Raw genomic sequence first — 23,200 nt, 5'->3', positions numbered from 1 at the left:
ATTATCTGACAGTATTTATTTTATCACCGGTTCGCCGCAGGCACAAGAGGATCCGGCCCCCGGTATCGTTTGAGGAGGAATACAATATGGTTATCATGTCTGACAGCTGCCCCTGCAGAGAGACCCGCGTTCAAAACGGAAATGGCATCATTCACATGAAGGATCTGGCCACGAAGGAAGAGATGTATGGTCATGCCCGTCTGTTTGCCACACTGACCATCGATCCCGGCTGCTCCATTGGTTATCACTGCCATGAGCACGAGACAGAGTTTTTCTATGTGGTCAAGGGCGAGGCTGTGTTCAACGACAACGGGGAAGAGCGCGTCATCCACCCCGGCGACGTCTGCTCTACCGGCGGTGGAACTGGTCACAGTGTGGAAAACCGCACCGGCGAGCCTGTGGAACTGGTAGCTTTGATCGTGCTGGAATAATGTATTCTGCGATTCCGGCAAGCACCCAAACAAACGGAAGGAGAGCGGCGCTGCCGCTCTCCTCTTTTTTGTACACCGATGAAAGTTTTCCTCCTCTTCAATCGTATTCTTTTTGAGAGCGCTCCAAAGGAGTTGAAGCCATGAATCAAACCGAACGGGCAGAGTATCTGGCAAAGACTTATGCCGACGCCATTCTCCGCTTGAGCTACACCTATCTGAAAAATACCCATGATGCACAGGACGTCTGCCAGACCGTTTTCGTAAAGCTGCTGACAGAGCTGCGGGAATTTGACAGCCCGTCACATGAGCGGGCATATATCCTGCGAATGGCCGCCAATGCCTGCAAGGACCTTTTAAAAAGTCCCTGGCGGAAGCGCACCTGCGGGCTGGACACTGTGTTGGAAGTCCCGGCACCGGAGACCCCGGACGGATCCGTGCTGGCGGCGGTAAATACCCTTCCGCCCCACTACCGGGCGGTGATTTACCTCTTTTATTACGAGGGGTATCCCGCGGCTGAAATCGGCGGAATTCTGGGCATCCCCACCGCTACCGTCCATACCCGCCTGGCCCGTGGCCGGGCCAAGCTGAAAGAACTTTTGGGAGGCGCAATCTATGAACAGACCGTTTGACTACCAGCAGGAGTTGGATACCCTGCACTTCACGCCGGAACAAAAAAGCCGTATCGCCGGGCAGGCCTTGACCGCCGCCCGGCAGGCTTCCCCCCGCCGTCACCGGCCCGTCCGCCGGACGCTCCTAATCGCAGCGGCCGCGGTATTGGTGCTGGCCGTGGGCACCGCCGGCGCCACCGGCATACTGAAATCTGCGGCAGAGTCCTTTGCGGGCGTCTTTGGCGGCAATGTGGCCCAGACGGAAATCATTGACCAGATTGGCCGTCCCATCGGCGCCAGCGCCACCGATAACGGCGTTACCATTACCGCGGATGCCATTCTCGGCGATCAATACAACGCCTGCATCGTCTATACCATCAGCCGGGATGACGGCCAGCCCCTGCTGCCCGAGGGCACAAGTCCAAAGTCCCTGCTGATGGGCGGCTTTGGCGGCGCAGATCTCTCCATCCGGGGCGGCTGCCACGGCAGCTCCTGGTTCATAGATGAGAATCCGGACGATTCCGCAATCCAAATGGTGCAGTCCCTCAGCGCCGACGTGCCCATCACCTCCTGTACCGCCACAGCGGAGTTCCAAGATTTGTGCTATTTCGACGAAGAGACCGGCAGTTCCATTCCCGTTGTAGAGGGCCACTGGAAATTCCGCTTCGATGTGGATTACGAGGACGCCTCCATCACCCTGGGCGGCGGGGAAGCTTTTGAGCAGGGCGGCATGACCTTCACGGTTGACAAGGTGACCGTGTCACCGGTGGCTGTGCAGGTCGCCTATACCGTGGACAGTCCGGTACAGTGGAGCGACGCTCCCAGCGGCCGCCAGAGTGACGGGGACCGCCGTGAAATGGAGCGGTACTTCGAGAATGTGGAAATTCTGCTCACCAAGACCGACGGCACGGTGATCGACCTCTCCACGTCCGGCGGCAGTATCAAGCCGAAGGGCGGCGTCACGGTCTGCACAAAAGGGCGGGTTCTGGATGAAATCCTTCCCCTTGCGGATCTGGAAAGCGTCTCCGTAGGCGGGGTGGTATACCCCGTTCCCCAGGTATAAGGTTTTGTGAAACCGTCAGGCCCGCCGCAGGATTCTGCGGCGGGCCTGACGGTTTTCGTCATTCATTCTTCAGCAGCTTCCGTGCCCGGTCTGCATCCTCGGGACGGACAGAGATGTAATAGCTGCTGCGGTCAATTTTCCCACTGGGGCCAAAATCCCGGATATCCAGCCTGGCGTCGCAACCGCACACCGGCACCTCCGCGTCATAGCCGCCTGACTCCATCACTTTGATTCCAGCCTCCTGCAGGCGCTGTTTTGCCTGCTTCCAGGCGGCCTTGTCCCCCTTCACCTCAAAGACTTTCTCCCGTCTTCCGAAAAGGGCCATTCTCAGCCCTCCAGCGATTTCCAGGCAGTCTCCAGGGCAATCTCCATCATCTCGTGGAAGGAGTCCTGCCGTTCCTGGGCATTCAGCGCCTCGCCAGTAAAAATATGGTCGGAGATGGTGAGAATGCTGAGGGCCTTCTTCCCCAGGCGCTGAGCTGTCCAATACAGGCCCGCCGTCTCCATCTCCAGGGCCAGGATACCGAACTTCCGGTACATCTCTCCGGCATTTGGATTGTCGTTGTAGAACTGGTCAGCAGTGAACACCTGGCCCACATCCGCCCGGACGCTCAGCTTTTCGGCCGCTTCCACCGCGTCTTTCAGCAGGCAGTAATTGGCTGTGGCGCATAGCTGCCCGGGGAATTGGTACTGGTCGGCAAAGTGAGAATTCGTAGAGGCGCCCATGGCAATCACCACGTCCCGCACCTTCACATCATCGCCGATGCCGCCGGCAGAGCCGATGCGGATGATGGATTCCACGCCGAAGAACTGATAGAGCTCATAGCTGTAAATGCCCACGGAGGGCACGCCCATGCCATGGCCCATCACGGAGATTTTTTTACCCCTGTAGGTTCCGGTGTAGCCCAGCATGTTCCGGACTGTGTTAAAGCAGACGGGGTTTTCCAGATAGTGCTCCGCCACATACTGTGCCCGCAGGGGATCGCCGGGCATGAGAACAGCCTTGGCAATTTGCTGTTCATCCGCCGCAATGCAGGCGGATGGGGATTCTTTGATGGCCATAATAATTCCTCCCTGTAATTTTTCTGTCCATTTTTATGTTTTGTTGTCGAATAATGCCGCCAGACTTTCGGTATAGGGGGCACGGCAGATGCCCTTCTCCGTCACAATGCCGGAAATCAGGCTGTGGTCCGTCACGTCAAATGCGGGATTATAGCACTTGATGTCCGAAAGCGCCATGGGTTTTTCATACCACAGCGTCTTAATCTCCTCCGGATTCCGCTCCTCAATGGGAATATGGTCTCCGTCCGGGCAGTTCAAATCAATGGTGCTGGTGGGGCCCAGTACATAAAAGGGAATCCCGTAGTGCTTCGCCAGAATTGCCACACCGGAGGTGCCGATTTTATTGGCGGCGTCGCCGTTGGCCGCCACCCGGTCGCAGCCCACAAAGCAGGCCTGAACCCAGCCGTTTTTCATGACGATGGAGGCCATGTTATCGCAGACCAGCGTCACGTCCACTCCCGCCCGGTGCAGCTCATAACTGGTCAGCCGCGCGCCCTGAAGAAGGGGCCGGGTTTCGTCGGAAAATACGCGGAATCTCATTCCCCGCTCCGTTCCCAGCAGGATGGGCCCCAGGGCTGTGCCGTACCGGGAGGTGGCAAGGGGGCCCGCATTACAGTGGGTCAGGATGCCGTCCCCGTCTTTCACCAGTGTCAGGCCATACTCAGAGATGGCCGCGCACTTGGCAATATCATCTTCATGAATGGCCGCCGCTTTCTGATACAGCGCCTCCAGCAGCGCGGCGCGTTCCTCGTTCCAGTGCTCCTCTGCCGTGGCAAGCATGGCCCGGATGGCCCAGCTGAGATTCACCGCCGTGGGGCGTGAGCTGTTCAGATACGCGCCATACGCCCGAAGCTTCTCCAAAAACGCCTCCGGTTCCTCCTCCGGAATGGTTCGTGCCAGCGCGTACAGGCAGTAGGCTGCGCAGATGCCGATGGCCGGAGCGCCCCGCACCTGCAAAGTCTGGATAGCGGTATACATCTCCTCCGCCGTCTCCAACCGGATCTCCTTTTCCTCATTGGGCAGACGCGTCTGGTCAATGATATAAAGGGCCTCCGCCTCCTTGTCATAGCGGATATTCTGGACATGGGTGACTTTCTGGATATCCTTCATAGCAGTTCCCTCATTTCGTCATCTCCCGCAGTGTCCGGTACATGCCCTGCAGGCTCCGGAGCCGGGTTGTCTCTTCTTCTGTCAGCCGCACACCGCCGCCCAGAAGCTGCACATTTCTCAAAATTTTGGCCGTATGCTCTACTGCTTCCACGCGGTCAAATGCCTCCCAAAGCGTTTCACCCCAGGCCAGGGATCCGTGATTGGCCAGCAGTACTGCGTTATACTCCGCCAGATACGGCTGAATGCTCTCCGGCACCTCGTCGGTAGAGAGCATGGCAAAGGCAGATGTACAGGGCACTTTCCCAAGTCCCGCCACCAGCTCCGCCAGATACGGTGTCTCCAGTCCGCGCCGGCAGACAGAGAACGCCGTGGAAACCGGCGGATGGGCGTGCACCACTGCCCGAACTTCCGGACGATGCCGGTAAACCGTCAGATGCATTTTTCCCTCAGACGTGGGGTGGCGGTTTCCCTCCAGAACATGGCCCTCCAAATCCGTCACCAGCAACATTTCCGGCGTCATTCGCCCCTTGCTGATGCCGGAGGGCGTAATCAGCAGACGATTTTCCTCCGCCAGCACGGAAATGTTGCCGTCGTTTGCGGCCACATAGCCCCGGTCATATAAGAGTTTTCCCACTTGGCAGACGGCCTCCCGTTCCGCTTGGTACTGCATGGCAGCGCCCCCTTTCATATTGTCTCTATCTTACCCCAAACCGCCCCCGGGCGCAAGTGCGGTGGACTGCGAGCCGAAAAAAACGCATGTCTTTCAGGCCAGATAAGCCCTTGACAACACCTCTGGTTTTCCACTTAGCGCCGCACCTGCAGCTTGCAAGGGCGGAGCGATGGCACAGGGGCATCATAAAAAGACACCCGGAGCCTGCAAAACAGGCCCCGGGTGTCTTCTGCGTCATCCTTCCCAAAGTGGCGAGTGTTTCCCCGCAGTTTTTCAACTGCTCAGCAAATACCCTGCCGGTGGAGCAGCTTCAAAATTTTGGCGTCATCCTCCACGGTGGCGTTTGGCATGGGGAAGGTGCTGGCGCTGGTTGCTGCAATCCCACGCAGCTTAGCAGCCTCTTTAATCACTGGCAGAAAGGGACTCCGCATGGCATACAAGTCCATCAGGTGATCCACACACTGCTGGCCTTTCGCAATTCCGACCAAGTCGTTTTCCCGGAATGCCTTTGTCCAAGCTGCACAGACCTCCGGCACTACATTGGGCAGCGCGCCAATGCAGCCGTTGCCGCCGGAGAGAAGGTTGTGAGCGAAATTATCATCGAATCCAGAGTAAATTTCAAATGTGGGAATCTGCGACTTAACCACTTTGATGAGTTCCCGAGTATGGTCCATTGCCAGGACAGTATCCTTCATTCCCACGATGTTGGGATGCATTGTGGCCAACTGAAGCACTGTGGCAGGCGGAATGGTATATCCGGTGTTGTCTGGGAAGTTATAAATATAAATGGGACCATGAATCGCGCTGGCTAAGCGGTCATAATACTGCAGAAGCGCCTCGGCCCCAAATTTAAAGTAGTACGGAGGCAGAATCATCACCGCATCCGCACCGGCGTCCAGACAGTAGTTGGAAAAGCTGATAATCTCATCGGCCACCATGTGGCTGGTTCCAATGATCAGTTTCACGCGGTGATCTACTTTTTTAATGGCAAACTTTGCCATCTCCCGGCGCTGCACCATGGGCATGGCAAAAAATTCGCTGCTGCCCTCTACCAGGATACCGTCCAGCCCGTTTTCAATGAGGTTATCAAACAGCTTCTCCTGGCTTTCAAAGTCCAGGCTCCCGTCCTCATGAAATAATGTGAGAGAGGCGGTAAAATAATTTGCGTTCATTGTGCTCTTCTCCCTTCCTATTGAAACATTCAAAAGATCCCGCCGTGTGCTTTTGTTCTATTACAGCGCATGCCATTCTGCATTTCCATATGCTCAATGTCAAACTTTTCAAAAAAAGCAGGGTACATCCGCATCATTTTGCCATAAAAAAACCAGGGCGTTTTTTCCACCCCGGTCCTTTTGCTCTGTTACGTTGTCTCCGGCCATGCCGGGTGGGTCTTCAGGTAATCCAGCCATGCCTGGCAGCCGGCCACATTCAGATGGATACCGTCAAAAGTCCAGTCCGCCTGCAGGCATCCAGTTTCATCAGAGACAGCCTCCGCCACATTCAGATAGGGACAGTCCTTCTCCTGTGCCAACTCCTTCAGCAGCTGGTTATACACAGCAATGCGTTCATTATTGACATAGCTCTTTTTGGCCTCCTGGCGAGCACTCACCGGCAGGAGGGATTGGATTGCCACCTGGGCATTCGGGTGGTCCTCCCGAATACGGTCAATGATTTTGCCGTATTGCTCCTTGAATTTTTCCGCCCGCGGCCATCCCAGTTCATTTACCCCCAGCATCACATAGACTTTACTGCAGTCCATCTCCGCCAGTGCATCCAGCATAGGAATCGTGCCTTGGGCTGTCTTCTCGGTAGGCTTTGTGAATACGGACTCTACGGTAGCACCTACAGAGAACAGATAGGCTCCCTCCTTCAAGCCACTGTAAAGGGAAAATCCCTCTGTGCGGGAGTCCCCCAAAAATACTGCATCAGAAAAATAAGTATCTTCCACCGGCACCGCTGCCTTTGGAACAGGTTCCCACTCCTTCGCCTGTGTCTCCGGTTCAGTGGTTTGCCCGGCTGTCTGCTCTGCCGGCTCCAGCACCTTTACCAAAACAGGTTCTGTCTGAGTTGCCTGCTTTGTCTCCGCCGGGACAGCTCCCGCTGGTGCTGCTGGCGCCATCAGTACCGACAATGTCAGCAAAATTGCCGGGAGCCCCAGGATTCTCTTCCAAATCTTCGTTTTCTGCTTCTTCCCTGCCATGTGACTCGCCCCTTTGAAATCTTTTTCTATATCTAGAAGACGTGATTTCGTCAAAAAAGTCGAAACAAATTGTTGAAAAAATGGTGTCAAATTCTATCAAAAAATTTTCCGTTGATTTCGGCCGCAGGGCCTATGCTTTTTTATGTAACGGCGACGCCTGCCATGCATGCCCCACAGGCTCTTTTCTCTTTATACAAAAGCAGGCACACGGCCCCATGCCGTGTGCCTGCTTTTCTTATTTCCGCAAATCCTCCGGATAGGCCCCATCCCTGTGAAGCCTCTGCAGCTCTGCGGCCACGACTTCCCGGTCCTGGTGGTAGGTCATGCCGAACCACTTGTCATTGGAGCGGAGGACGGAAACTTCCAGCTTTCCCTCCCGCATCTGCTCCCCAACCATCACGGGCAGCAGGCACTCCGCCTTGAGATTGTCTCCAGCCTCAGTGCGCAGGAAGTTTTCGAAATACAGCCTCAGTGCGGGAAAAATGCTGGGCGCAAAGCCCCAAAAGTTCATCGACACCACAGTGTCCGGCGCCAAAGGCTGGTCTTCCGCCAGATCCCGCAGCGTACCGTCTGCGTATAGCTGGACCTTCAATGCCTCCCGAATGGTATTCAGCTTTCCATCTTTTACGGTACAAACACCGCGGGATACTGTACCGTGCAGGCTGGCGGTATTTTTTAAAAGATATCCCACCATGGTTGCCTTGCCATCTGCAGGCAGCTTTACCAGTTCGTTATAAATGGTTTGATAGGCGTCAATCCCATAGTAATCGTCTGCATTGATCACGCAGCAGGGTTCAGAAACCGCATTTGCCGCACACAGCAGGGCGTGGACAGTACCAAATGGCTTTGTCCGTTCCGGCGGGATGTGGTAAAAATCCGGAACAGAGGAAAAATCCTGAAAAACGTATGCTACCTCCACCGGGCTTCCGTCCTTGGCAGTTTTCTTCGCCAGATAATCCCCACAGATGCGGTGCATCAACTCTTCCATCTCCGGCTTAATGATAAACACAATTTTATTGAATCCTGCCCGCAGGGCGTCATAAATGGAATACTCCATCAGAATTTCATGATTGGGCCCAATGCCGTCCACCTGCTTGCTGCCGCCGTAGCGGGAGCCCAAGCCTGCCGCCATGATGACCAGTGACACTTTCATGTTGCTTCGCTCCTGTTATTTTGATGCGTCTCAATCGCGCAATATTTACGTATGCATATAACAGATTTACTATATCCTATCCATTGTATTTTTGCAACTGCTCTTGACTTTTTTTCATATCCGTCTATAATATGAAAACGATAATCATTTTCATATTTAGGGGTGATATTCTGTGCCCTACAGCACCAAACAGCAGCAGGCTGTACTTGCCTGCCTGGAAAAACGGCAGGAAGAGGCCTTGACTGCAGGAGAACTCGCTGAGGATCTACGCCAGGAGGGAATTCCCGTGGGGCTGGCCACCATTTACCGCCAGCTGGATAAATTGGCCTCCACCGGCCGGGTTCATAAAATTAACACGGAGGATGGTGCCTTTTATCAGTACTGCGGCCACGAGGAGAGCGACCACCGCGGCTGTTTCCTGCTCCAGTGCGAGCGATGCGGCCGGATCCGCCACCTGGATTGTTCCCATCTCCAGGGGCTCTACGAGCATCTGGAGATGGAGCATCACTTCCGTATCAACCCCCGCCGGACGTTGTTTTCCGGCCTGTGCGATATCTGTGCTGGAAAGGAGGCCGGCGATCATGGAGAACGCTGAACTGCTGGCCTGCCGAGATGTGTCCCTTGGCTATGAGGGGCAGAGCGTCCTTTCCCACCTGAATTTTTCCATCCGCGCCGGAGACTATCTCTGTATTGTGGGTGACAATGGTTCTGGAAAGTCCACGCTCCTACGGGGCCTTCTGGGCCTTCTTTCGCCGCTCTCCGGTGAAATTTTACGGGCGCCCGAACTCCGGCAGGGCGCCATTGGATACCTGCCCCAGCAGACCCGGGCGCAGAGGGACTTTCCAGCCACAGTATATGAGGTAGTGCTCTCTGGCTGCTTAAATCAGAAGGGTGTGCGCTTTTTTTATTCCGCTGCGCAGAAATCCGCTGCGCTCATGAATATGGGGAAGCTGGGGATTTTGGAGCTCAAGGATGAAAGCTACCGGGATCTCTCCGGTGGCCAGCAGCAGCGGGTGCTGCTGGCCCGCGCACTGTGTGCCGCCAAACGTCTGCTGATTCTGGACGAGCCCATTACCGGTTTGGATCCCGCCGCAGCCCAGGATCTCTATAAAACCCTGGCCTATCTCAACCAGAAGGAAGGCATGGCTGTGGTCATGGTGACCCACGATTTGAAAGCCGCCCTGCAAAGCACCCGGACTGTGCTTCATATCGGACGGGACAACTATTTTCTCGGTACTGCCGCAGAGTTTTTGGTATCTCCGCAAGGCCGCCGTTTTCAGGAGGAATCCATATGAATATTCTGCAAATGTTCTCTTGGCCTTTTATGCAGCGGGCCTTGGTGGCCGGCATATTGGTAAGCCTCTGCTGCGCCCTGCTGGGCGTCTCCCTTGTCTTGAAACGCTACTCCATGATTGGCGACGGCCTCTCCCATGTATCTTTCGGCGCGCTGGCCATTGCGGTCGCGCTGGGCTTCACCCCGCTGTATTTTTCTATCCCCGTGGTAATTTTAGCGGCTTTTTTTCTGTTGCGGATGGCAAATCACCCACACTGGAACAGTGATGCCGCCATCGCTGCCATGAGTGCCTCCTCTTTGGCCGTGGGCATCATTGTCATCTCCTGTACCACCGGGATGACCACTGACGTGGACAACTATATGTTCGGCAGCGTTCTGGCCATGACAAAGGCGGATGTGGTGCTGTCCGTTCTTCTCTGCGCTGCGGTGCTGACTTTGTTTATTCTGTTTTATCACAAGCTCTTCGCCGTCACCTTTGATGAGAGCTTTTCCCGGGCCACCGGCCTGAAGGTGGACTGGTACAATACCCTGCTGGCTGTTTTGACAGCCCTGACCATTGTTTTGGGCATGCGGATGATGGGCGCCATGCTGATCTCTTCCCTTGTGATTTTCCCCGCTCTGACAGCCATGCGGCTATTCCACAGTTTCCGGGGAGTAGTCGTCTGCGCGGGCATTACCTCCGTAGTCTGCTTTTGTGTGGGACTGACGGTCTCCTTCACACTCTCCATGCCGGTAGGTGCCTCCGTTGTGGTGGCCAACCTCATTCTCTTTCTTCTTTCCTGTGTGTTGGGATGGCTGTGCCGCCGGTGATTTTTGTTGACAATCATTTTCTTCTGTGCTATATTTATGATATCGGTTTCAGGAAGAAACCAATGCTCTGAAGGGCTTTTTGTTATTTGGCCGGGTTTTGAAATACTTGCCACGAAGGCAAGCGGATACTCCGCAGGAGTGTCGCTTGTTTTCGTGGCTTTTTTGCTGTCCGGCCATATTTTAAGGAGGTTTTACTATGGCATGTTTTTTAGTACCTACCGCGGAGGCTATCGTTGTGACAGCCGTCAAACATAGTTGCAAAAAGAGGGAGAGCGCATCTGTGTCCAAAATGGACATTTCCCCCGGCGTACTGCAGAGCAGTCAGCGAATTTCTTTTTCTCAAAAATTGGGCTGGCTGACCAATATGCTCTGGGGCGGTTCCCTTCTATTGGCTTTTGAGCATGTCTGGCATGGCGAGGTGACCCCTTGGTTTCCCTTCCTGACCGCTGCCGCAAATCCCGAGGACACGGTGGCCATGCTCCACGAAATGTCCACCATCGGCGTATCCATGGCGCTTCTTGTGACGCTGGCCTGGGCAGGTATGGTATTGGTTTCCAATGCCATGGAAAAGCGGGCGGCCGAACCCTCCGCCGCTGTGAAGTGAGGAGGCGGATTCATGACCTTATTGACCACGGTTTTTGCCGCCATCATCAGTACCGTTCTCTGGTACAAAAGAGCCCCGGACAACTCTATGCGTCTGGGCACACTTAGTCTGATTTACTGGGGTGCCTCACTCATGTGGCTGGGAGACGCGATTTTTGAATATGCGGAACTTCAGGCGGAATACTTTACCCCAGCTGCCGGGGACATGCTGAATGACTTCTATCTCGGATTGTCTGTCGTGGCCCTTGGCCTCATTGCCTGGCTGGTCGCTCTGTTGCTCCAGGATCCCCGCCGCGTTTTGAAAACCACATTGCTGAAGAAAACCTGACATTCTGCCGGATATGCAACGCTCTGCATATCCGGCCTTTTTTTGCCCACACTTTCTGATATATCTTTAATATAATAGAAAGAAAAGGCTTGCACTTTTTCGCCTGCTGTGGTATAGTGCTTATGTTAGAAGAGTAAGGTATGCGGAGTGGGCCTCAGGTCCGCTCTTTTTCTTGACCTTTTTCAGTTGGTCAAATTTTGTAAAAATTGTCAGTGGAAGGGAGCTGATTCCATGAAAAAAATTACCGACCTGACGGCAGAGCTGGCGGCTCCCGCCATTGCCGAGCAAGGCTGCACACTCTGGGATGTGGAGTACGTCAAGGAGGCCGGCACCTGGTATCTCCGGGTCCTGCTGGACAAGGACGGCGGCGTGGACATTCTGGATTGCGAAGCCATTTCCAGAAAGCTCTCTGATTTGCTGGACGAGGCGGATCCCATTGAGGGCAGTTATACATTGGAGGTTGGATCCGCCGGCGCAGAACGGGCACTGAAGCGTGCCTCTGACTTTCAGCGCTATCTTGGCAGCCCAGTGCTGGTGAAGCTGTACCGGAATCTGGATGGGCGAAAGGAGTATGCCGGCACACTGAAGGCATACGACGCAGAGAACGGCGATGTTACGGTTGCCATTGGCAATGATGAGAGGACCTTTCTCAAAAAGGACGTAGCTCTGGTCCGCCTGCGGGTGGAATTCTGACCGTTTCCGTTTGAAAGATGTATTTGAACAATAAGGAGAATCATTGATGAAAGGCAAGAAGCAAAAAGAACCCGTCGGCATGAACCCCGCTGAAATTTTTGCCGCCCTGGCCATGCTGGAGAAAGAGCGCAACATTCCCCAGACGTTTATGATGGATAAAATCATCCAGGCACTGACCACCGCTTATAAGCGGGATCACGAGGGCGTGGAGAACGTGATTGTGGATGTGGATGAAGCACATCAGGATCTGAAGATGTACGTACAGAAAAACGTCGTTGATGAAGAGGACTATGTGGATCCCGCCAACGAGCTTCCGGTGGAGGAAGCTAAAAAGATCTCTGCAAAGTATGAGATTGGTGATGTTGTCAACATTCCCGTGGACAAAATGGAGTTCGGCCGTATCGCCGCAGGCAATGGCAAACAGGTGATTATCCAGGGTCTGCGGGAAGCGGAACGCGGCATGGTGTATGACGAATTCAATTCCAAGCAGCACGAAATTCTTACCGGCGTGGTAACCCGCATCGATCCCCGGAACGGAAACGTATCCCTTCGGATTGGTACCGGCACGGAGTCTACGGAAGCCCTGTTGATGAGCGGTGAGCAAGTTCCCGGTGAAATCCTTACCGAGGGAACGCATGTCAAGGTTTATGTCGTGGAGGTCCGCCGTTCCACCCGTGGTCCCCAGATTTTGATTTCCAGAACCCACCCAGGTCTGGTGAAGCGCCTTTTTGAATTGGAAGTTCCCGAGATCTATGACGGCACTGTGGAAGTGAAATCCATCGCCCGGGAGGCCGGCAGCCGCACAAAAATGGCCGTGTGGTCCAACGACGAAAACGTGGATCCCATCGGTGCCTGCGTCGGCCCTAAGGGCCAACGGGTCGGTAATATTGTGGAGGAGTTGCGGGGCGAAAAAATTGACATTATCAAATACAGCGAGGATCCTGCCGTGTTCATTGCTGCCGCTCTGGCTCCTGCTGATGTAGTGGATGTATGGATGGCAGACGAGGGTAAGGCCTGCCGCGTTCTCGTGCCGGACGATCAGTTGTCCCTGGCCATCGGCAAGGAGGGGCAGAATGCCCGTTTGGCCGCCCGTCTCACTGGCTATAAAATTGACATTAAGCCGGAGAGCTATCAAGAACCTTCCGATGACATGGATGAAGATGTCATCGAGATTCTGGATGACGAGGAACTTCCTCCTGAGGAATAATATTAGCAGAAAGGCGGCCTGACGGATGCCGAAAGTAAAAAAGGTCCCCCAGCGGCAATGCGTTGGCTGCCGGGAAATGAAAGATAAAAAGTCCCTGCTTCGCGTTGTGAAGTCACCGGAAGGCCAGGTGAGCCTGGATTTCGGCGGGAAGAAGCCTGGCCGGGGAGCCTATGTATGCCATGATGTGGCGTGCCTCCAGAAGGCCCGAAAGTCCCGTGCGCTGGAACGCGCCTTTGAAACCGCCATTCCACCAGAGGTCTATGATGCCATGGAGGCAGAACTGCGAGGTGCGGATGGACAGTAACCATGTTCTCTCCCTATTGGGCCTCGCGATGCGCGGTGGGCGGCTGGCAGTCGGCGAAGAGCCGGTAGAGGCGGCAGCCCGGTCCCGGGATGCACGTGTACTGCTGCTGGCGTCCGATGCGGCGGAGAACACCCGCCGAAGGGTGGAACACTTTGCCCAGGCCGGACAGTGCCTGTGGATCCGTATTCCCTATACAAAAGATGTGTTTGGCCGTTCCCTGGGGCGTTCTTCCGTCGCCGTAGCAGCCCTGACGGATATCGGCCTTGCCGCGGCGGTAGTTCACCGTTTGGCCGAATTGGATCCCGTGCAATACGACGAGGTTGCTGCCAAACTGGATCTCAAAGCCCAGCGGGCTGCCGAGCGGAAAACCGAGCAGTTGGCTCACGAAAAAAATCTTCGCGCCGGCCGGAAAAGAACTCGAACGGCTTCTTTCCCCAAGGAACCGCCTAAACCGCCGGAGCAGCCTGCGCACTCCCCTTCCGATCGGCCTGCAGGCTCCTCTTCTGAGCGGCGCACAGCGGCACCCAGACGGAAGACCCGGCCCGGCAGTTCAGCATCCTCCAGGCCCTACCCTTCCAGAGACAATCGTCTCCAGCCAAAGTCAAATCCATATGCCCACAGCCGCCCTGTGAAAAAGGGGAAGGGCTCCTTCCGCAAGAAGGACGGTTGACGGGCCGTGCCGCTTGATTGATGAGCGGTATTTGCCAAGCAAAAAATGGCGTTCCGCTCTACGTTTGCGGTTCTGGCCCCGCTGGGGCTGTACCTGAGACCATAGCCGCGCCGCGAAATGGCGCATGGTTTTTATTTCTGTGTGAAGCACGGGAATTAAAAATTCCCAGCCCTCGGGTTGGAGCATAACGAGGTGTTTTGATTGGGTATTGAAAAATACAGAGTGCATGAGGTGGCAAAGGATTTTGGTCTGTCCACCAAAACGATTACAGAGATTCTCACAAAATATGCCGAGGCGCCGAAAAACCATATGCAGGCCTTGACAGATCGGGAGTTATCTTTGATTTTTGACTATTTAACGCAGCACAACCAAGTTTCCGGTATTCAGGCGATTTTTGCGGATGCCTATCAGGAGTCTCCCAAAAAAGCGGAGCCTGCCGCTCCTGCCGCTAAAGCGCAGCAGCCAGCAAGGACGATCCCGCAGCCCAGCCAGCAGGGACAGCATGGCAAGCCGTCTGTGCAGCCGTCTGCGTCTGTGCAGCAGCAAAAGCCAGCGACAACACAGCCCACGACCCGGGTTCCCCAGAAGAAGATTGTAGATACCCGCAAAGGCGGAGATGTGAACCTGGCCAAATATGACCAGCGTCTGGAGGATTTGGCCCCCGAGCGGGCTACCCGTATGCAGCAGCGCGGCGGTAAGGAAAAGATCCGCACAAACAACCAGCGCAGGGGCAATATGACCTTTTCCAACAAGCGCCGTCAGGATGAGCAGGAGCGCATGCGCAAACTTCAGCTGGAAATTGCCAAAAAGGCCCCTGTGAAGGTGATGATTCCCGACGAAATCAGTGTCGGCGAGCTGGCTAGCCGGATGAAAAAGACCGGAGCTGAAGTAGTCAAGTGCCTGATGAAAAATGGTATTATGGCCTCCTTGCCTCAGATTATCGACTATGATACCGCCGCCATCATTGCCGAAGAAATGGGCTGCAAAGTGGAGCATGAGGTTACCGTCACCATTGAGGATCGTTTGATCGACGACCACGAGGATAAGGCCGAGGATCTGGTACCCCGCGCTCCCGTCGTCGTTGTGATGGGCCACGTAGACCACGGCAAGACTTCCCTGCTGGATGCAGTACGGAAAACCAATGTGGCCGCTGGTGAAGCCGGCGGCATTACCCAGCACATCGGCGCCTATCAGGTACAGGTGAACGGCAAGCCCATTACCTTCCTCGACACGCCGGGCCATGAGGCTTTTACCTCTATGCGTGCCCGTGGTGCCATGATCACTGATATCGCCATTTTGATGGTGGCTGCAGATGACGGCATTATGCCCCAGACCGTGGAATCCATCAACCACGCCAAGGCGGCCAATATTCCAATCATTGTGGCAATCAACAAAATTGATAAGGAAAACGCCAATCCCGACAAGGTTCTTCAGCAGTTGACGGAATACGGTCTGGTACCTGAGGATTGGGGCGGCGAAACCATCTGCTGCAAAGTCTCTGCCAAGAAAAATATCGGTATCGAAAATCTCTTGGAGATGGTCACGCTTACCGCTGAGATGGCCGAACTGAAGGCCAATCCCAACCGGGCGGGTCAGGGCACTGTGATTGAGGCCCGGCTGGATAAGGGCCGCGGCCCCGTGGCCACCCTTCTCGTACAGAACGGCACGTTGAAGCAGGGTGACATCATCATCGCCGGTACTGCGGTAGGCCGCATCCGGGTGATGACCGACTACAAGGGCAACCGCCTCACCGAGGCCGGCCCCTCTGTCCCTGTGGAAGTGGCGGGCCTGTCTGAAGCCCCATCTGCCGGCAGCCCCTTCTTTGCTGTGGCAGATGAGCGTATGGCGCGGGAGCTGGTGGAGCAGCGGAAGACCGAGGAAAGGGCCAAGGCTGCCGCACCGGTTCAGAAGGTGTCCTTGGAGAACCTCTTCGATCAGATCCAAGCCGGTGAGCGCAAGGAACTGGCTCTGATTGTCAAGGCCGATGTTCAGGGCAGTGTGGAAGCCGTGAAAGCTTCGCTGGAGAAGCTCTCCAATGAAGAGGTCAACGTAAAGGTGATTCATGGCGGCGTAGGTGCTATCAATGAATCCGATGTCATGCTGGCCGCCTCTTCAGGTGCTATCATTGTGGGCTTCAATGTCCGTCCGGATGCCGCGGCCCGGGATGGTGCAGTGCGGCAGAATGTAGATATGCGGATGTACCGCGTCATCTATGACTGCATTGATGAAATCGAGTCTGCCATGAAGGGCATGCTGGCCCCCAAATTCAAGGAAGTGGTACTGGGTCATGCGGAAGTCCGCCAGACCTACAAGGTTTCTTCCATCGGTACGGTAGCCGGCTGTTACGTGCAGGACGGCAAAATTGTTCGGGCCTGCTCTGTGCGGGTGGTCCGTGACGGCATTGTGATTCACGAGGGCCAGCTGGCCTCCCTGAAGCGCTTCAAGGACGATGCCAAGGAAGTAGCTGAAAATTATGAGTGCGGTATGACCATTGAAAAGTTCAATGATATTAAGGAAGGCGACATTATCGAGGGCTTCACCATGCAGGAAATTTCCCAGTAAATACCGCGCATGCTCACACCAAAAGATTTCCTGTTCCAAAACGCCTTGAATGACACAAACTACCTGGGAAGGGCGGCGCTTTGTCGCCGCCCTTCTTTATGATTCCTCAGGATCGGCACTCCGCCGTTCCGTCCAAAGGAGGTCTTTTTATGCCCAGCAATCGAATTGGCCGAATCAACGAAGAAATTCAACGGGTTCTGGCAGAGCAGATCCGTCACCTGAAGGATCCCCGGGTCTCGCAGGTGGGCATGGTTTCCATCACCCGTGTCGATACTACGGGTGATCTGCGGTATGCCCGGGTCTATATTTCCGTCCTGGATAAGTCCCGGGAGAAGGAAGTTTTAAAGGGGCTGAAGTCTGCCTCCGGCTTTTTGCGCCGGGAGTTGGGACAGGCCCTGCAGCTGCGCTATACCCCAGAGCTTCAGTTTATCGGAGATGATTCTATCCAGTATGGCGCGCACATTCTGGAAGTACTGCGCCAGGTGGAACGGCAGGACGAAGCTCCGCCGAAAGCGGAGGAGTGAATATGCTGACGGTTTCTGAAGCAGCCAAGGCACTGCGCGCTTTTGACCAGGTGCTAATTCTAACCCATGTCCGCCCCGATGGAGACACGGTCGGCTGTGCTGCTGCCCTGTGTGCCGGTTTGCGCGCGCTTGGAAAGACAGCCTACCTTCTTCCAAATCCGGAGCTGACTAAAACCAGCGCCCCCTATTTTCAGCCCTATGAGGCGCCGGCGGACTTTCTGCCGAAAAAGATTGTCTCTACCGATATTGCCACAGTGGCGCTCCTGCCGGAGAATGCAAAATGCTACGTAGGGCATATCGACCTGGCCATTGACCACCATCCATCCTTTGAGCACTTTGGCGCAGCCAATATTGTCCGTCCGGAAGCGGCTGCCTGCGGTGAGCTGCTCTACGACATTCTGGCGGCCCTGGGACCTATTACGGCGGAAATTGCCCTCCCCCTCTATGTAGCAGTGTCTACAGATACCGGCTGCTTTGCCTATGCCAACACCACTGCGGATACCCACGCGGTGGCAGCGGCCCTGATGCGCACCGGCATTGATTACCACGCGGTCAATAAAGTATTTTTCCGCACGAAAAGCCGCAAACGGATGCAGCTGGAGGGGGCCATGCTGGACAGCATGGAATTCCACGACTGTGGCCGGGTGGCCGTTTTGTCCGTTCCCATTTCCCTGATGGAGCGGGTAAATGCCACGGAAAGCGATGCGGAGGATCTCTCCGCCCTTGGCGGTCAAATTGAGGGGGTGGACTGCGCCATCACTATGCGGGAGCTGCGGCCGGATGTGTGGAAGATGTCCGTCCGCACAGGCAGCCGCGTAAATGCCACAAAGGTCTGTCAGCTTCTGGGGGGCGGAGGCCATGCTGCGGCTGCCGGCTGTACTGTAGAGGCGCCTTGGCCCCAGGCCAAGCAGAAAATTCTGGATGCGGTGGCAAGGACTGTCAGGGAGTTGTCTGACGAAACAGCGTCCTGCTGATGCAGGCCGCTGTTTCCTGATGCTTGTCCCTATCTGCCCCGAATCGCTTATGGCGTATATGCGCCGCCTTGGGTGCAAAGGAGGGTTCCGAAATGCCGAATGGCATTGTGATCATTGATAAACCCGCAGGCTGGACCAGCATGGATGTCTGCGCAAAAATCCGCGGCATTCTGCATGAAAAGCGGGTGGGACACGGCGGCACGCTGGATCCCATGGCAACCGGCGTCCTGCCTGTTTTTGTGGGGCAGGCAACACGCGCGGCGGAGTTTGCAGAAAATGGGAAAAAGGAATATGTGGCCGGTCTGCGGCTGGGGCTTGTGACCAATACACAGGATATCACCGGAGAAACACTGGAAGCCCATTTTGTGAAAGCCACCCGGCTGGAAGTAGAAGACACTCTTCACAGCTTTCTGGGCGACCTTCAGCAAATTCCTCCCATGTACTCCGCCATTAAGATAAACGGGCAAAAGCTCTATAACTTAGCCCGAAAAGGGCAGGAAGTTGCCCGAAAGCCCCGTTCCATCACGATTTATGAATTGGAGCTGCTGGAGCAAGTCAGTGAAACGGACTTTCTTCTCCGCTGCGTCTGCTCAAAGGGCACCTACATTCGAACACTTTGTCACGACATTGGACAGTCTCTTGGCTGCGGCGGCACGCTGTACAGTCTCCGCCGCACCATGGCCGCCGGTTTTACTTTAAAGCAGGCGGTGACTTTGGAAGAGGTTCAGTCCAATGGCGAAGAACTGTTGCTGCCCACAGACCTCTTTTTCTCTGCCTATCCCGCCTATACGGTTTCTACAATGGGACGCGAAACGCGGATCCGCAACGGCAATCCCATCACAGATTCCCGTCTTCCGGATGGAATTTATCGGGTCTATGGGCAAAATGGCGATTTCCTCTGCCTTTCTCAGGCATTGGGTGGTACCTTGACCGCCCTGAAAAATTTCTTTGGAGCATAGATCATGAAACAGAAAGTCATTGCGCTGGGCTTCTTTGACGGAGTCCATTTGGGCCATGCTGCCCTGCTTCAGAAGACTGTGGAAGAGGCAAAAAGACGGGGGTGCACTCCCGCCGTTTTCACCTTTGACCGCCCCCCAAAGGAAGTGGTCACCGGTGTTCCCTGCCCTCTGATCAACTCGCCGGAAGACCGACGGGAGCTGGTGCGGCGTCTGTATGGCATTCAGGATGTCATTATGGTTCCCTTCGATCAGGAGATGATGACCACATCATGGGAGGATTTTGTCACAAAGATTCTGGTTGGCCGCTATCATGCGGTGCATCTGGTAGCTGGCCATGATCACCACTTTGGCCATAAAAACCAGGGTTCTCCGGAATTGTTGGTGAAAAAGTGCGCTGAGCTTGGACTTGGCTGTGACATCATTCCCAAGGTAGAAGTGGCTGGCATTACCGTCAGTTCCACCTATATCCGCCAGTTGGTAGAGCTTGGGCAGATTGAGCGGGCCAACCGGTTTTTGGGGCATCCACATACCTTGTCTCAGGTGGTGCGTCATGGCCGCCGGATTGGTCACACCATCGGAATTCCCACGGTAAACCTGGTGGCTCCCCCCCACGTACTGGTCCCCAGCCACGGTGTCTATGCCACCATGGTCACCCTGTCGGACGGTACCTCTTACGCGGCTGTCACCAATGTCGGTACCCGTCCCACGGTTAATAACGGTACGGATATCACGGTGGAAGCGTGGCTGCTGGATTTTGACGGTGATCTATATGGTCAGACTGTCCGGGTGGAGTTTTTCCGGCATCTGCGGGATGAGGTGCGCTTTGATTCACTGGATGCGCTGAAAACGCAGATTCAGTCGGACGCACAGGCAACACGGGATTTCTTTGCCCAGCATCCATATCCGTTTATTTTCTAAGGGATCTATTTTTCACTTTTAAAAAAGAAGAAGCGCCGGCTGCATGGCAATTGCCATGCAGCCGGCGCTGACCTTTCCATCATCGGCTTTTGCAAGCCGAATCCGCCAGGAGGAATCTATTCATGTTCCCATGAGAAATTCTTTGGCAGCTCCCTCTTTCTTATTTGCAGACAGGGCCTGCGGGGAAATCCGTGAGGAACTCCACGCCGTCTTCCTTCATCAGGATCGTATCCGTAATGCGGGGGCCTCCAACGCCCGGAATATAGATGGTGGGCAGCAGCAAATCCACCACCATGTTTGCCTGCAGCACCGTGGCGCTGCCCTTGGCAATGATGGGGTAGAACTCCGACTGGCGAATACCTACACCATAGCCGATGTGCTCCATCACCCAGTTCTTTCCAAAGCCCTGTGCCTCCACATAGGCCGTGGTCTTGTCATAGATCTCACCGCAGGTAACCCCGGGGTGCAGCGCTTCGACAGCCACCTTCTGTGCTTCCTTCAGCACCTCATAAATCCTTACACTTTCCTCCTTGGGCTTGCCCAGGAACACAGTGCGGCACATCTTGGCCACGTATCCGTCACAGGACGCGCCCAGGTGGATAACAACAGGAGCATTATCTTCCAGTGGGGTACGGCTGGCATAGGGATGAATATCCAGCTGGCGTTTGTGGGTCAGAACCTGCATCCGGAAGGGAGAGCCCATGGAGCCCGCCTTGGCCATGGCGTATTCCGCCTCGGCCAGGACCTCTGTTTCCATAATCCCCGGCTTCACACACGCAATGGCCGCCTCCATGCCAGCCGCCAGTGCACGGCCCGCAACCCGCATCCGCTCAATTTCGGCGGGAGCTTTGATGCTGCGAATTTCATAGCAGGGAATGGCAATGTCGCAAACCTGCATGTCCGGTGCCGCACTCTGCAGGCACTGAAAATCTTTCAAGCTGATAAAATAACGGGTGAAGCCCAGCTTTGGGGCCTTCCATCCCTTCTCTTTCAGCCAAGCACCCATCATGGTGCTCTGGTTGTTGGACGGGAACATATAAGGCGTCACCTTTTCGATGCCGCTGACTTCCCGGACATGTTTAGCCTCCATCCAGAGGCAGAACAGTTCCGGCTCTCCCTCTGCGGGAACAGCCAGGGCGCCGCCCTCCAAATCGTCAATACCAGCAAAATAAATCAGATTTTCCCGGTCATAAATCATAGCGGCATCCAGGTTCAACTCCTTCAGCTTTGATTGCAGAGCCGCAATCCGTGCAGGAATCAGTTCTTTCATGGAAAAGCTCCTTTCAGCTCAGATATACGGGGCATTGGCAGCCCAGCCGGGATGCCGATGCCCCGCATATTTATTCGATTGAAAAATCAGTATGAAACCCGATTTAGTTCTTGGCGGCAGCTGTCTGCTTGCTGGCCTTGAAATCCTGAGGCTCGCAAATCAGGGAAACCACAACGCCAATTACCAGGGCCCAGAATGCGCAGCCGATGCTCAGAATGCTGACGCCGGACAGGCCCGTGCAGAATGCAAAGAATGCGCCGATGCGGAACTTGCCGCTCTTAAATGCATCCTTCAAAGCACCAATCAGTACATTGATCATGGCAAGGCCTGCCAGAACGCTGACCAGGCTGCTGGGTACAAAGCTGACAAAGCTGATGGCATATACCGCAAATACGCCAAACAGGGCAAAGGTAATACCGTTGACAACGGAAGCCACATAACGGCCTTCCTTGGGACCGGCATCGGAAGAGGCGCAGATAGCGGTCATGGGGCCGGCAACATTGGCGTTATGTGCGCCGAACAGGCCAGAGACGATGCCGCCAATACCGGAGGCAACGGTCATCGTGTTGGCAGGGACATCATATCCCTCAGCCTTCAAAACACCCATTGCCTGCGCATTCTCAGCGCCCATAACCAAGGCAGCCAGAGGAATAGAGCAGGAGAGAATCAGAGAACCATTGAATTTAGGTGCCACGATGCGGGGCCCAATCCAAGTAATGTCGCCCATGTCGCCGGAGAAACGGCCCATCACAACAGCGACCACAACGCCGACCACCAAAGCGCCCAAAACGCCGGGAATTTTTTTCGTAAGGCGGGGCAGTACCAGGAATGCTACTACAGCTGCGCCGCAGACCACATAGTCCGCCACAGTGTTTGTGATGATGCCGCTGCCGAACTTCATCATAGCGCCCGCCACCATGGCCATCACAATTTCAAGCGGCAGGAAGTCCATAATCTTTCCGATAAGCCCGGTAAAGCCAATAATTAAAACGATCACGCCGGCAATAATAAAGGCTCCGGCAGCTTCATTGAAGGTGTATCCGGCCAATGCCGCACCCATCAGGGTTGCACCTGGAATGGAATAGGCGCCGGAAATAGGTACCTTATAATACAGCGCCAGGATCGCGCCCAGCAGACCACCAAAGACATAGATGCCAAATACCCAGGTAACGGTATCCGCCAGTGTAAAGCCAGCGGCGTTAGCAGCGGCGATGGTAACCAGGCAGGGACCCGTACAGCCGAAAATGGTGGAAACCAAGCCGGATCCAATCGTACTGCCGTTTAGATGCTTCGGCAAGTCGGCCAGACCGGATTTAAAACCGGGGCCTTTTTCGAACAGTTTCATACACAGTTCTCCTTTTTCTTTATCAAAAATGGATAATATGAGAAAGCGGGGAGGGGGCGCTCCCCGCACAGTCACCGGAAATCAGCCCTTCAGCTTCTCCAGCACGGAAACATCCACGCCGCGCTGACGGAACCACTTCGGCAGCAGCTCCTTCTCCACGCGCTCGCCCACTGCCGGCGCTCTGTCAATCAGCAGCTCTGCCATGCTCTCCGAGCAGTTCAATCCGCCCATCGCGCCGTCGAAGATAATGACCTTGTCCGTCCCCGTCATCTTATACGCGAACTCCATGGCCCCTTCCGTCGTCTTCGCGATGACCGCGTGATCCATGTACTTGATGTTCATCGGCTCCGTGTCAAACAGCTTCGCCTGCTCCGCTCCAACCACTACCGTCGGAATGTGCTCCGAGAAGAATGCAGACGGATAGCCGGTCCATGCGTAGTTG

Annotated in this window: 26 protein-coding genes and 1 pseudogene; 17 read left to right on the top strand and 10 right to left on the bottom strand. The window is 55.2% G+C overall.

Going from position 1 to position 23,200, the window contains the following annotated elements:
- The first annotated feature begins 86 nt into the window (after positions 1 to 86).
- The 3 genes from BMZ81_RS07470 to BMZ81_RS07460 all read left to right on the top strand — a co-directional run bounded on the left by BMZ81_RS07470 (position 87) and on the right by BMZ81_RS07460 (position 2,102).
- Positions 87 to 431 carry a cupin domain-containing protein gene (locus BMZ81_RS07470; RefSeq protein ID WP_091130447.1) on the top strand — a complete coding sequence of 115 codons (345 nt, stop codon included), beginning with the start codon at positions 87 to 89 and terminating at the stop codon, positions 429 to 431.
- 140 nt (positions 432 to 571) lie between these two features.
- On the top strand, positions 572 to 1,060 hold the full coding sequence (locus BMZ81_RS07465; protein WP_091130444.1) for an RNA polymerase sigma factor: 489 nt from the start codon (positions 572 to 574) through the stop codon (positions 1,058 to 1,060).
- Positions 1,044 to 2,102 (top strand): DUF4179 domain-containing protein, encoded by a 1,059-nt coding sequence (locus BMZ81_RS07460; RefSeq protein WP_091130442.1) that lies wholly within the window; start codon positions 1,044 to 1,046, stop codon positions 2,100 to 2,102. Before BMZ81_RS07465 ends, BMZ81_RS07460 begins: the two co-directional genes overlap by 17 nt.
- Positions 2,103 to 2,160: 58 nt before the next feature.
- Here BMZ81_RS07460 and BMZ81_RS07455 read toward each other — a convergent pair whose 3' ends face one another.
- The 7 genes from BMZ81_RS07455 to BMZ81_RS07425 all read right to left on the bottom strand — a co-directional run bounded on the left by BMZ81_RS07455 (position 2,161) and on the right by BMZ81_RS07425 (position 8,297).
- On the bottom strand, positions 2,161 to 2,427 hold the full coding sequence (locus BMZ81_RS07455; protein ID WP_091130440.1) for a hypothetical protein: 267 nt from the start codon (positions 2,425 to 2,427) through the stop codon (positions 2,161 to 2,163).
- A 2-nt stretch (positions 2,428 to 2,429) separates the two neighbouring features.
- On the bottom strand, positions 2,430 to 3,164 hold the full coding sequence (gene deoD, locus BMZ81_RS07450) for a purine-nucleoside phosphorylase (RefSeq protein WP_091130438.1): 735 nt from the start codon (positions 3,162 to 3,164) through the stop codon (positions 2,430 to 2,432).
- A gap of 33 nt (positions 3,165 to 3,197) precedes the next feature.
- Positions 3,198 to 4,274, bottom strand: coding sequence for an S-methyl-5-thioribose-1-phosphate isomerase (mtnA, locus tag BMZ81_RS07445; RefSeq protein ID WP_091130436.1), 1,077 nt, complete (start codon positions 4,272 to 4,274; stop codon positions 3,198 to 3,200).
- Positions 4,275 to 4,284: 10 nt separating this feature from the next.
- Positions 4,285 to 4,944, bottom strand: coding sequence for a class II aldolase/adducin family protein (locus BMZ81_RS07440; RefSeq protein WP_091130434.1), 660 nt, complete (start codon positions 4,942 to 4,944; stop codon positions 4,285 to 4,287).
- A 281-nt stretch (positions 4,945 to 5,225) separates the two neighbouring features.
- The gene (locus tag BMZ81_RS07435; RefSeq protein ID WP_091130432.1) at positions 5,226 to 6,116 is read right to left on the bottom strand and encodes a dihydrodipicolinate synthase family protein; all 891 of its coding nucleotides are present in this window, start codon (positions 6,114 to 6,116) and stop codon (positions 5,226 to 5,228) included.
- Between the two features lie 188 nt (positions 6,117 to 6,304).
- Positions 6,305 to 7,144 carry a GDSL-type esterase/lipase family protein gene (locus BMZ81_RS07430; RefSeq protein WP_091130430.1) on the bottom strand — a complete coding sequence of 280 codons (840 nt, stop codon included), beginning with the start codon at positions 7,142 to 7,144 and terminating at the stop codon, positions 6,305 to 6,307.
- A 235-nt stretch (positions 7,145 to 7,379) separates the two neighbouring features.
- Positions 7,380 to 8,297: a sugar phosphate nucleotidyltransferase gene (locus BMZ81_RS07425; protein ID WP_091130427.1), complete on the bottom strand. Its 918-nt coding sequence runs from the start codon at positions 8,295 to 8,297 to the stop codon at positions 7,380 to 7,382.
- 172 nt (positions 8,298 to 8,469) lie between these two features.
- On the opposite strand from BMZ81_RS07425, the gene BMZ81_RS07420 reads away from it, so the two are divergent.
- From BMZ81_RS07420 to BMZ81_RS07355, 14 genes are all read left to right on the top strand, one after another.
- Entirely contained in the window at positions 8,470 to 8,892 is a 423-nt protein-coding gene (locus tag BMZ81_RS07420) for a Fur family transcriptional regulator (protein ID WP_091130425.1), read from the top strand.
- Positions 8,879 to 9,592, top strand: coding sequence for a metal ABC transporter ATP-binding protein (locus BMZ81_RS07415; protein ID WP_091130423.1), 714 nt, complete (start codon positions 8,879 to 8,881; stop codon positions 9,590 to 9,592). Before BMZ81_RS07420 ends, BMZ81_RS07415 begins: the two co-directional genes overlap by 14 nt.
- Positions 9,589 to 10,401, top strand: coding sequence for a metal ABC transporter permease (locus BMZ81_RS07410; RefSeq protein WP_091130420.1), 813 nt, complete (start codon positions 9,589 to 9,591; stop codon positions 10,399 to 10,401). Before BMZ81_RS07415 ends, BMZ81_RS07410 begins: the two co-directional genes overlap by 4 nt.
- 196 nt (positions 10,402 to 10,597) lie before the next feature.
- Positions 10,598 to 11,005 (top strand): hypothetical protein, encoded by a 408-nt coding sequence (locus tag BMZ81_RS07405; protein WP_091130418.1) that lies wholly within the window; start codon positions 10,598 to 10,600, stop codon positions 11,003 to 11,005.
- 12 nt (positions 11,006 to 11,017) lie between these two features.
- Positions 11,018 to 11,332 carry a hypothetical protein gene (locus tag BMZ81_RS07400; protein WP_091130416.1) on the top strand — a complete coding sequence of 105 codons (315 nt, stop codon included), beginning with the start codon at positions 11,018 to 11,020 and terminating at the stop codon, positions 11,330 to 11,332.
- A gap of 231 nt (positions 11,333 to 11,563) precedes the next feature.
- Positions 11,564 to 12,025 (top strand): ribosome maturation factor RimP, encoded by a 462-nt coding sequence (rimP, locus tag BMZ81_RS07395; protein WP_091130413.1) that lies wholly within the window; start codon positions 11,564 to 11,566, stop codon positions 12,023 to 12,025.
- 46 nt (positions 12,026 to 12,071) lie between these two features.
- Positions 12,072 to 13,232, top strand: a complete 1,161-nt coding sequence (gene nusA, locus BMZ81_RS07390; protein ID WP_091130412.1) for a transcription termination factor NusA — start codon at positions 12,072 to 12,074, stop codon at positions 13,230 to 13,232.
- A 25-nt stretch (positions 13,233 to 13,257) separates the two neighbouring features.
- Positions 13,258 to 13,536 (top strand): RNase P modulator RnpM, encoded by a 279-nt coding sequence (locus BMZ81_RS07385; protein ID WP_091130410.1) that lies wholly within the window; start codon positions 13,258 to 13,260, stop codon positions 13,534 to 13,536.
- Positions 13,526 to 14,206 carry a L7Ae/L30e/S12e/Gadd45 family ribosomal protein gene (locus BMZ81_RS07380; protein ID WP_091130407.1) on the top strand — a complete coding sequence of 227 codons (681 nt, stop codon included), beginning with the start codon at positions 13,526 to 13,528 and terminating at the stop codon, positions 14,204 to 14,206. The genes BMZ81_RS07385 and BMZ81_RS07380 overlap by 11 nt, the downstream gene beginning before the upstream one ends.
- A gap of 201 nt (positions 14,207 to 14,407) precedes the next feature.
- The gene (gene infB, locus BMZ81_RS07375; protein WP_091130405.1) at positions 14,408 to 16,768 is read left to right on the top strand and encodes a translation initiation factor IF-2; all 2,361 of its coding nucleotides are present in this window, start codon (positions 14,408 to 14,410) and stop codon (positions 16,766 to 16,768) included.
- 149 nt (positions 16,769 to 16,917) lie between these two features.
- Positions 16,918 to 17,292, top strand: a complete 375-nt coding sequence (rbfA, locus tag BMZ81_RS07370) for a 30S ribosome-binding factor RbfA (RefSeq protein ID WP_091130403.1) — start codon at positions 16,918 to 16,920, stop codon at positions 17,290 to 17,292.
- Positions 17,293 to 17,294: 2 nt separating this feature from the next.
- Positions 17,295 to 18,266, top strand: coding sequence for a DHH family phosphoesterase (locus tag BMZ81_RS07365; protein ID WP_177187240.1), 972 nt, complete (start codon positions 17,295 to 17,297; stop codon positions 18,264 to 18,266).
- Between the two features lie 92 nt (positions 18,267 to 18,358).
- A complete protein-coding gene (truB, locus tag BMZ81_RS07360; protein WP_091130400.1) occupies positions 18,359 to 19,225 on the top strand; it encodes a tRNA pseudouridine(55) synthase TruB in 867 nt (288 codons plus the stop codon).
- A 3-nt stretch (positions 19,226 to 19,228) separates the two neighbouring features.
- Positions 19,229 to 20,143: a bifunctional riboflavin kinase/FAD synthetase gene (locus BMZ81_RS07355; protein WP_091130397.1), complete on the top strand. Its 915-nt coding sequence runs from the start codon at positions 19,229 to 19,231 to the stop codon at positions 20,141 to 20,143.
- 160 nt (positions 20,144 to 20,303) lie between these two features.
- On the opposite strand, the gene BMZ81_RS07350 is transcribed toward BMZ81_RS07355, so the two are convergent.
- From BMZ81_RS07350 to BMZ81_RS07340, 3 genes and pseudogenes are all read right to left on the bottom strand, one after another.
- Positions 20,304 to 21,413 carry a M24 family metallopeptidase gene (locus tag BMZ81_RS07350; protein ID WP_091130394.1) on the bottom strand — a complete coding sequence of 370 codons (1,110 nt, stop codon included), beginning with the start codon at positions 21,411 to 21,413 and terminating at the stop codon, positions 20,304 to 20,306.
- A 103-nt stretch (positions 21,414 to 21,516) separates the two neighbouring features.
- Positions 21,517 to 22,758 carry a benzoate/H(+) symporter BenE family transporter gene (locus tag BMZ81_RS07345; RefSeq protein ID WP_091130392.1) on the bottom strand — a complete coding sequence of 414 codons (1,242 nt, stop codon included), beginning with the start codon at positions 22,756 to 22,758 and terminating at the stop codon, positions 21,517 to 21,519.
- An 81-nt stretch (positions 22,759 to 22,839) separates the two neighbouring features.
- Positions 22,840 to 23,200 (bottom strand): annotated as a pseudogene (locus tag BMZ81_RS07340) (hypothetical protein); the annotation flags it as partial.

It is taken from the genome of Oscillibacter sp. PC13 (assembly GCF_900115635.1).
In the GTDB taxonomy this organism is placed as follows: domain Bacteria; phylum Bacillota; class Clostridia; order Oscillospirales; family Oscillospiraceae; genus Oscillibacter.
This window is presented reverse-complemented; position numbering and strand designations above follow the sequence as displayed.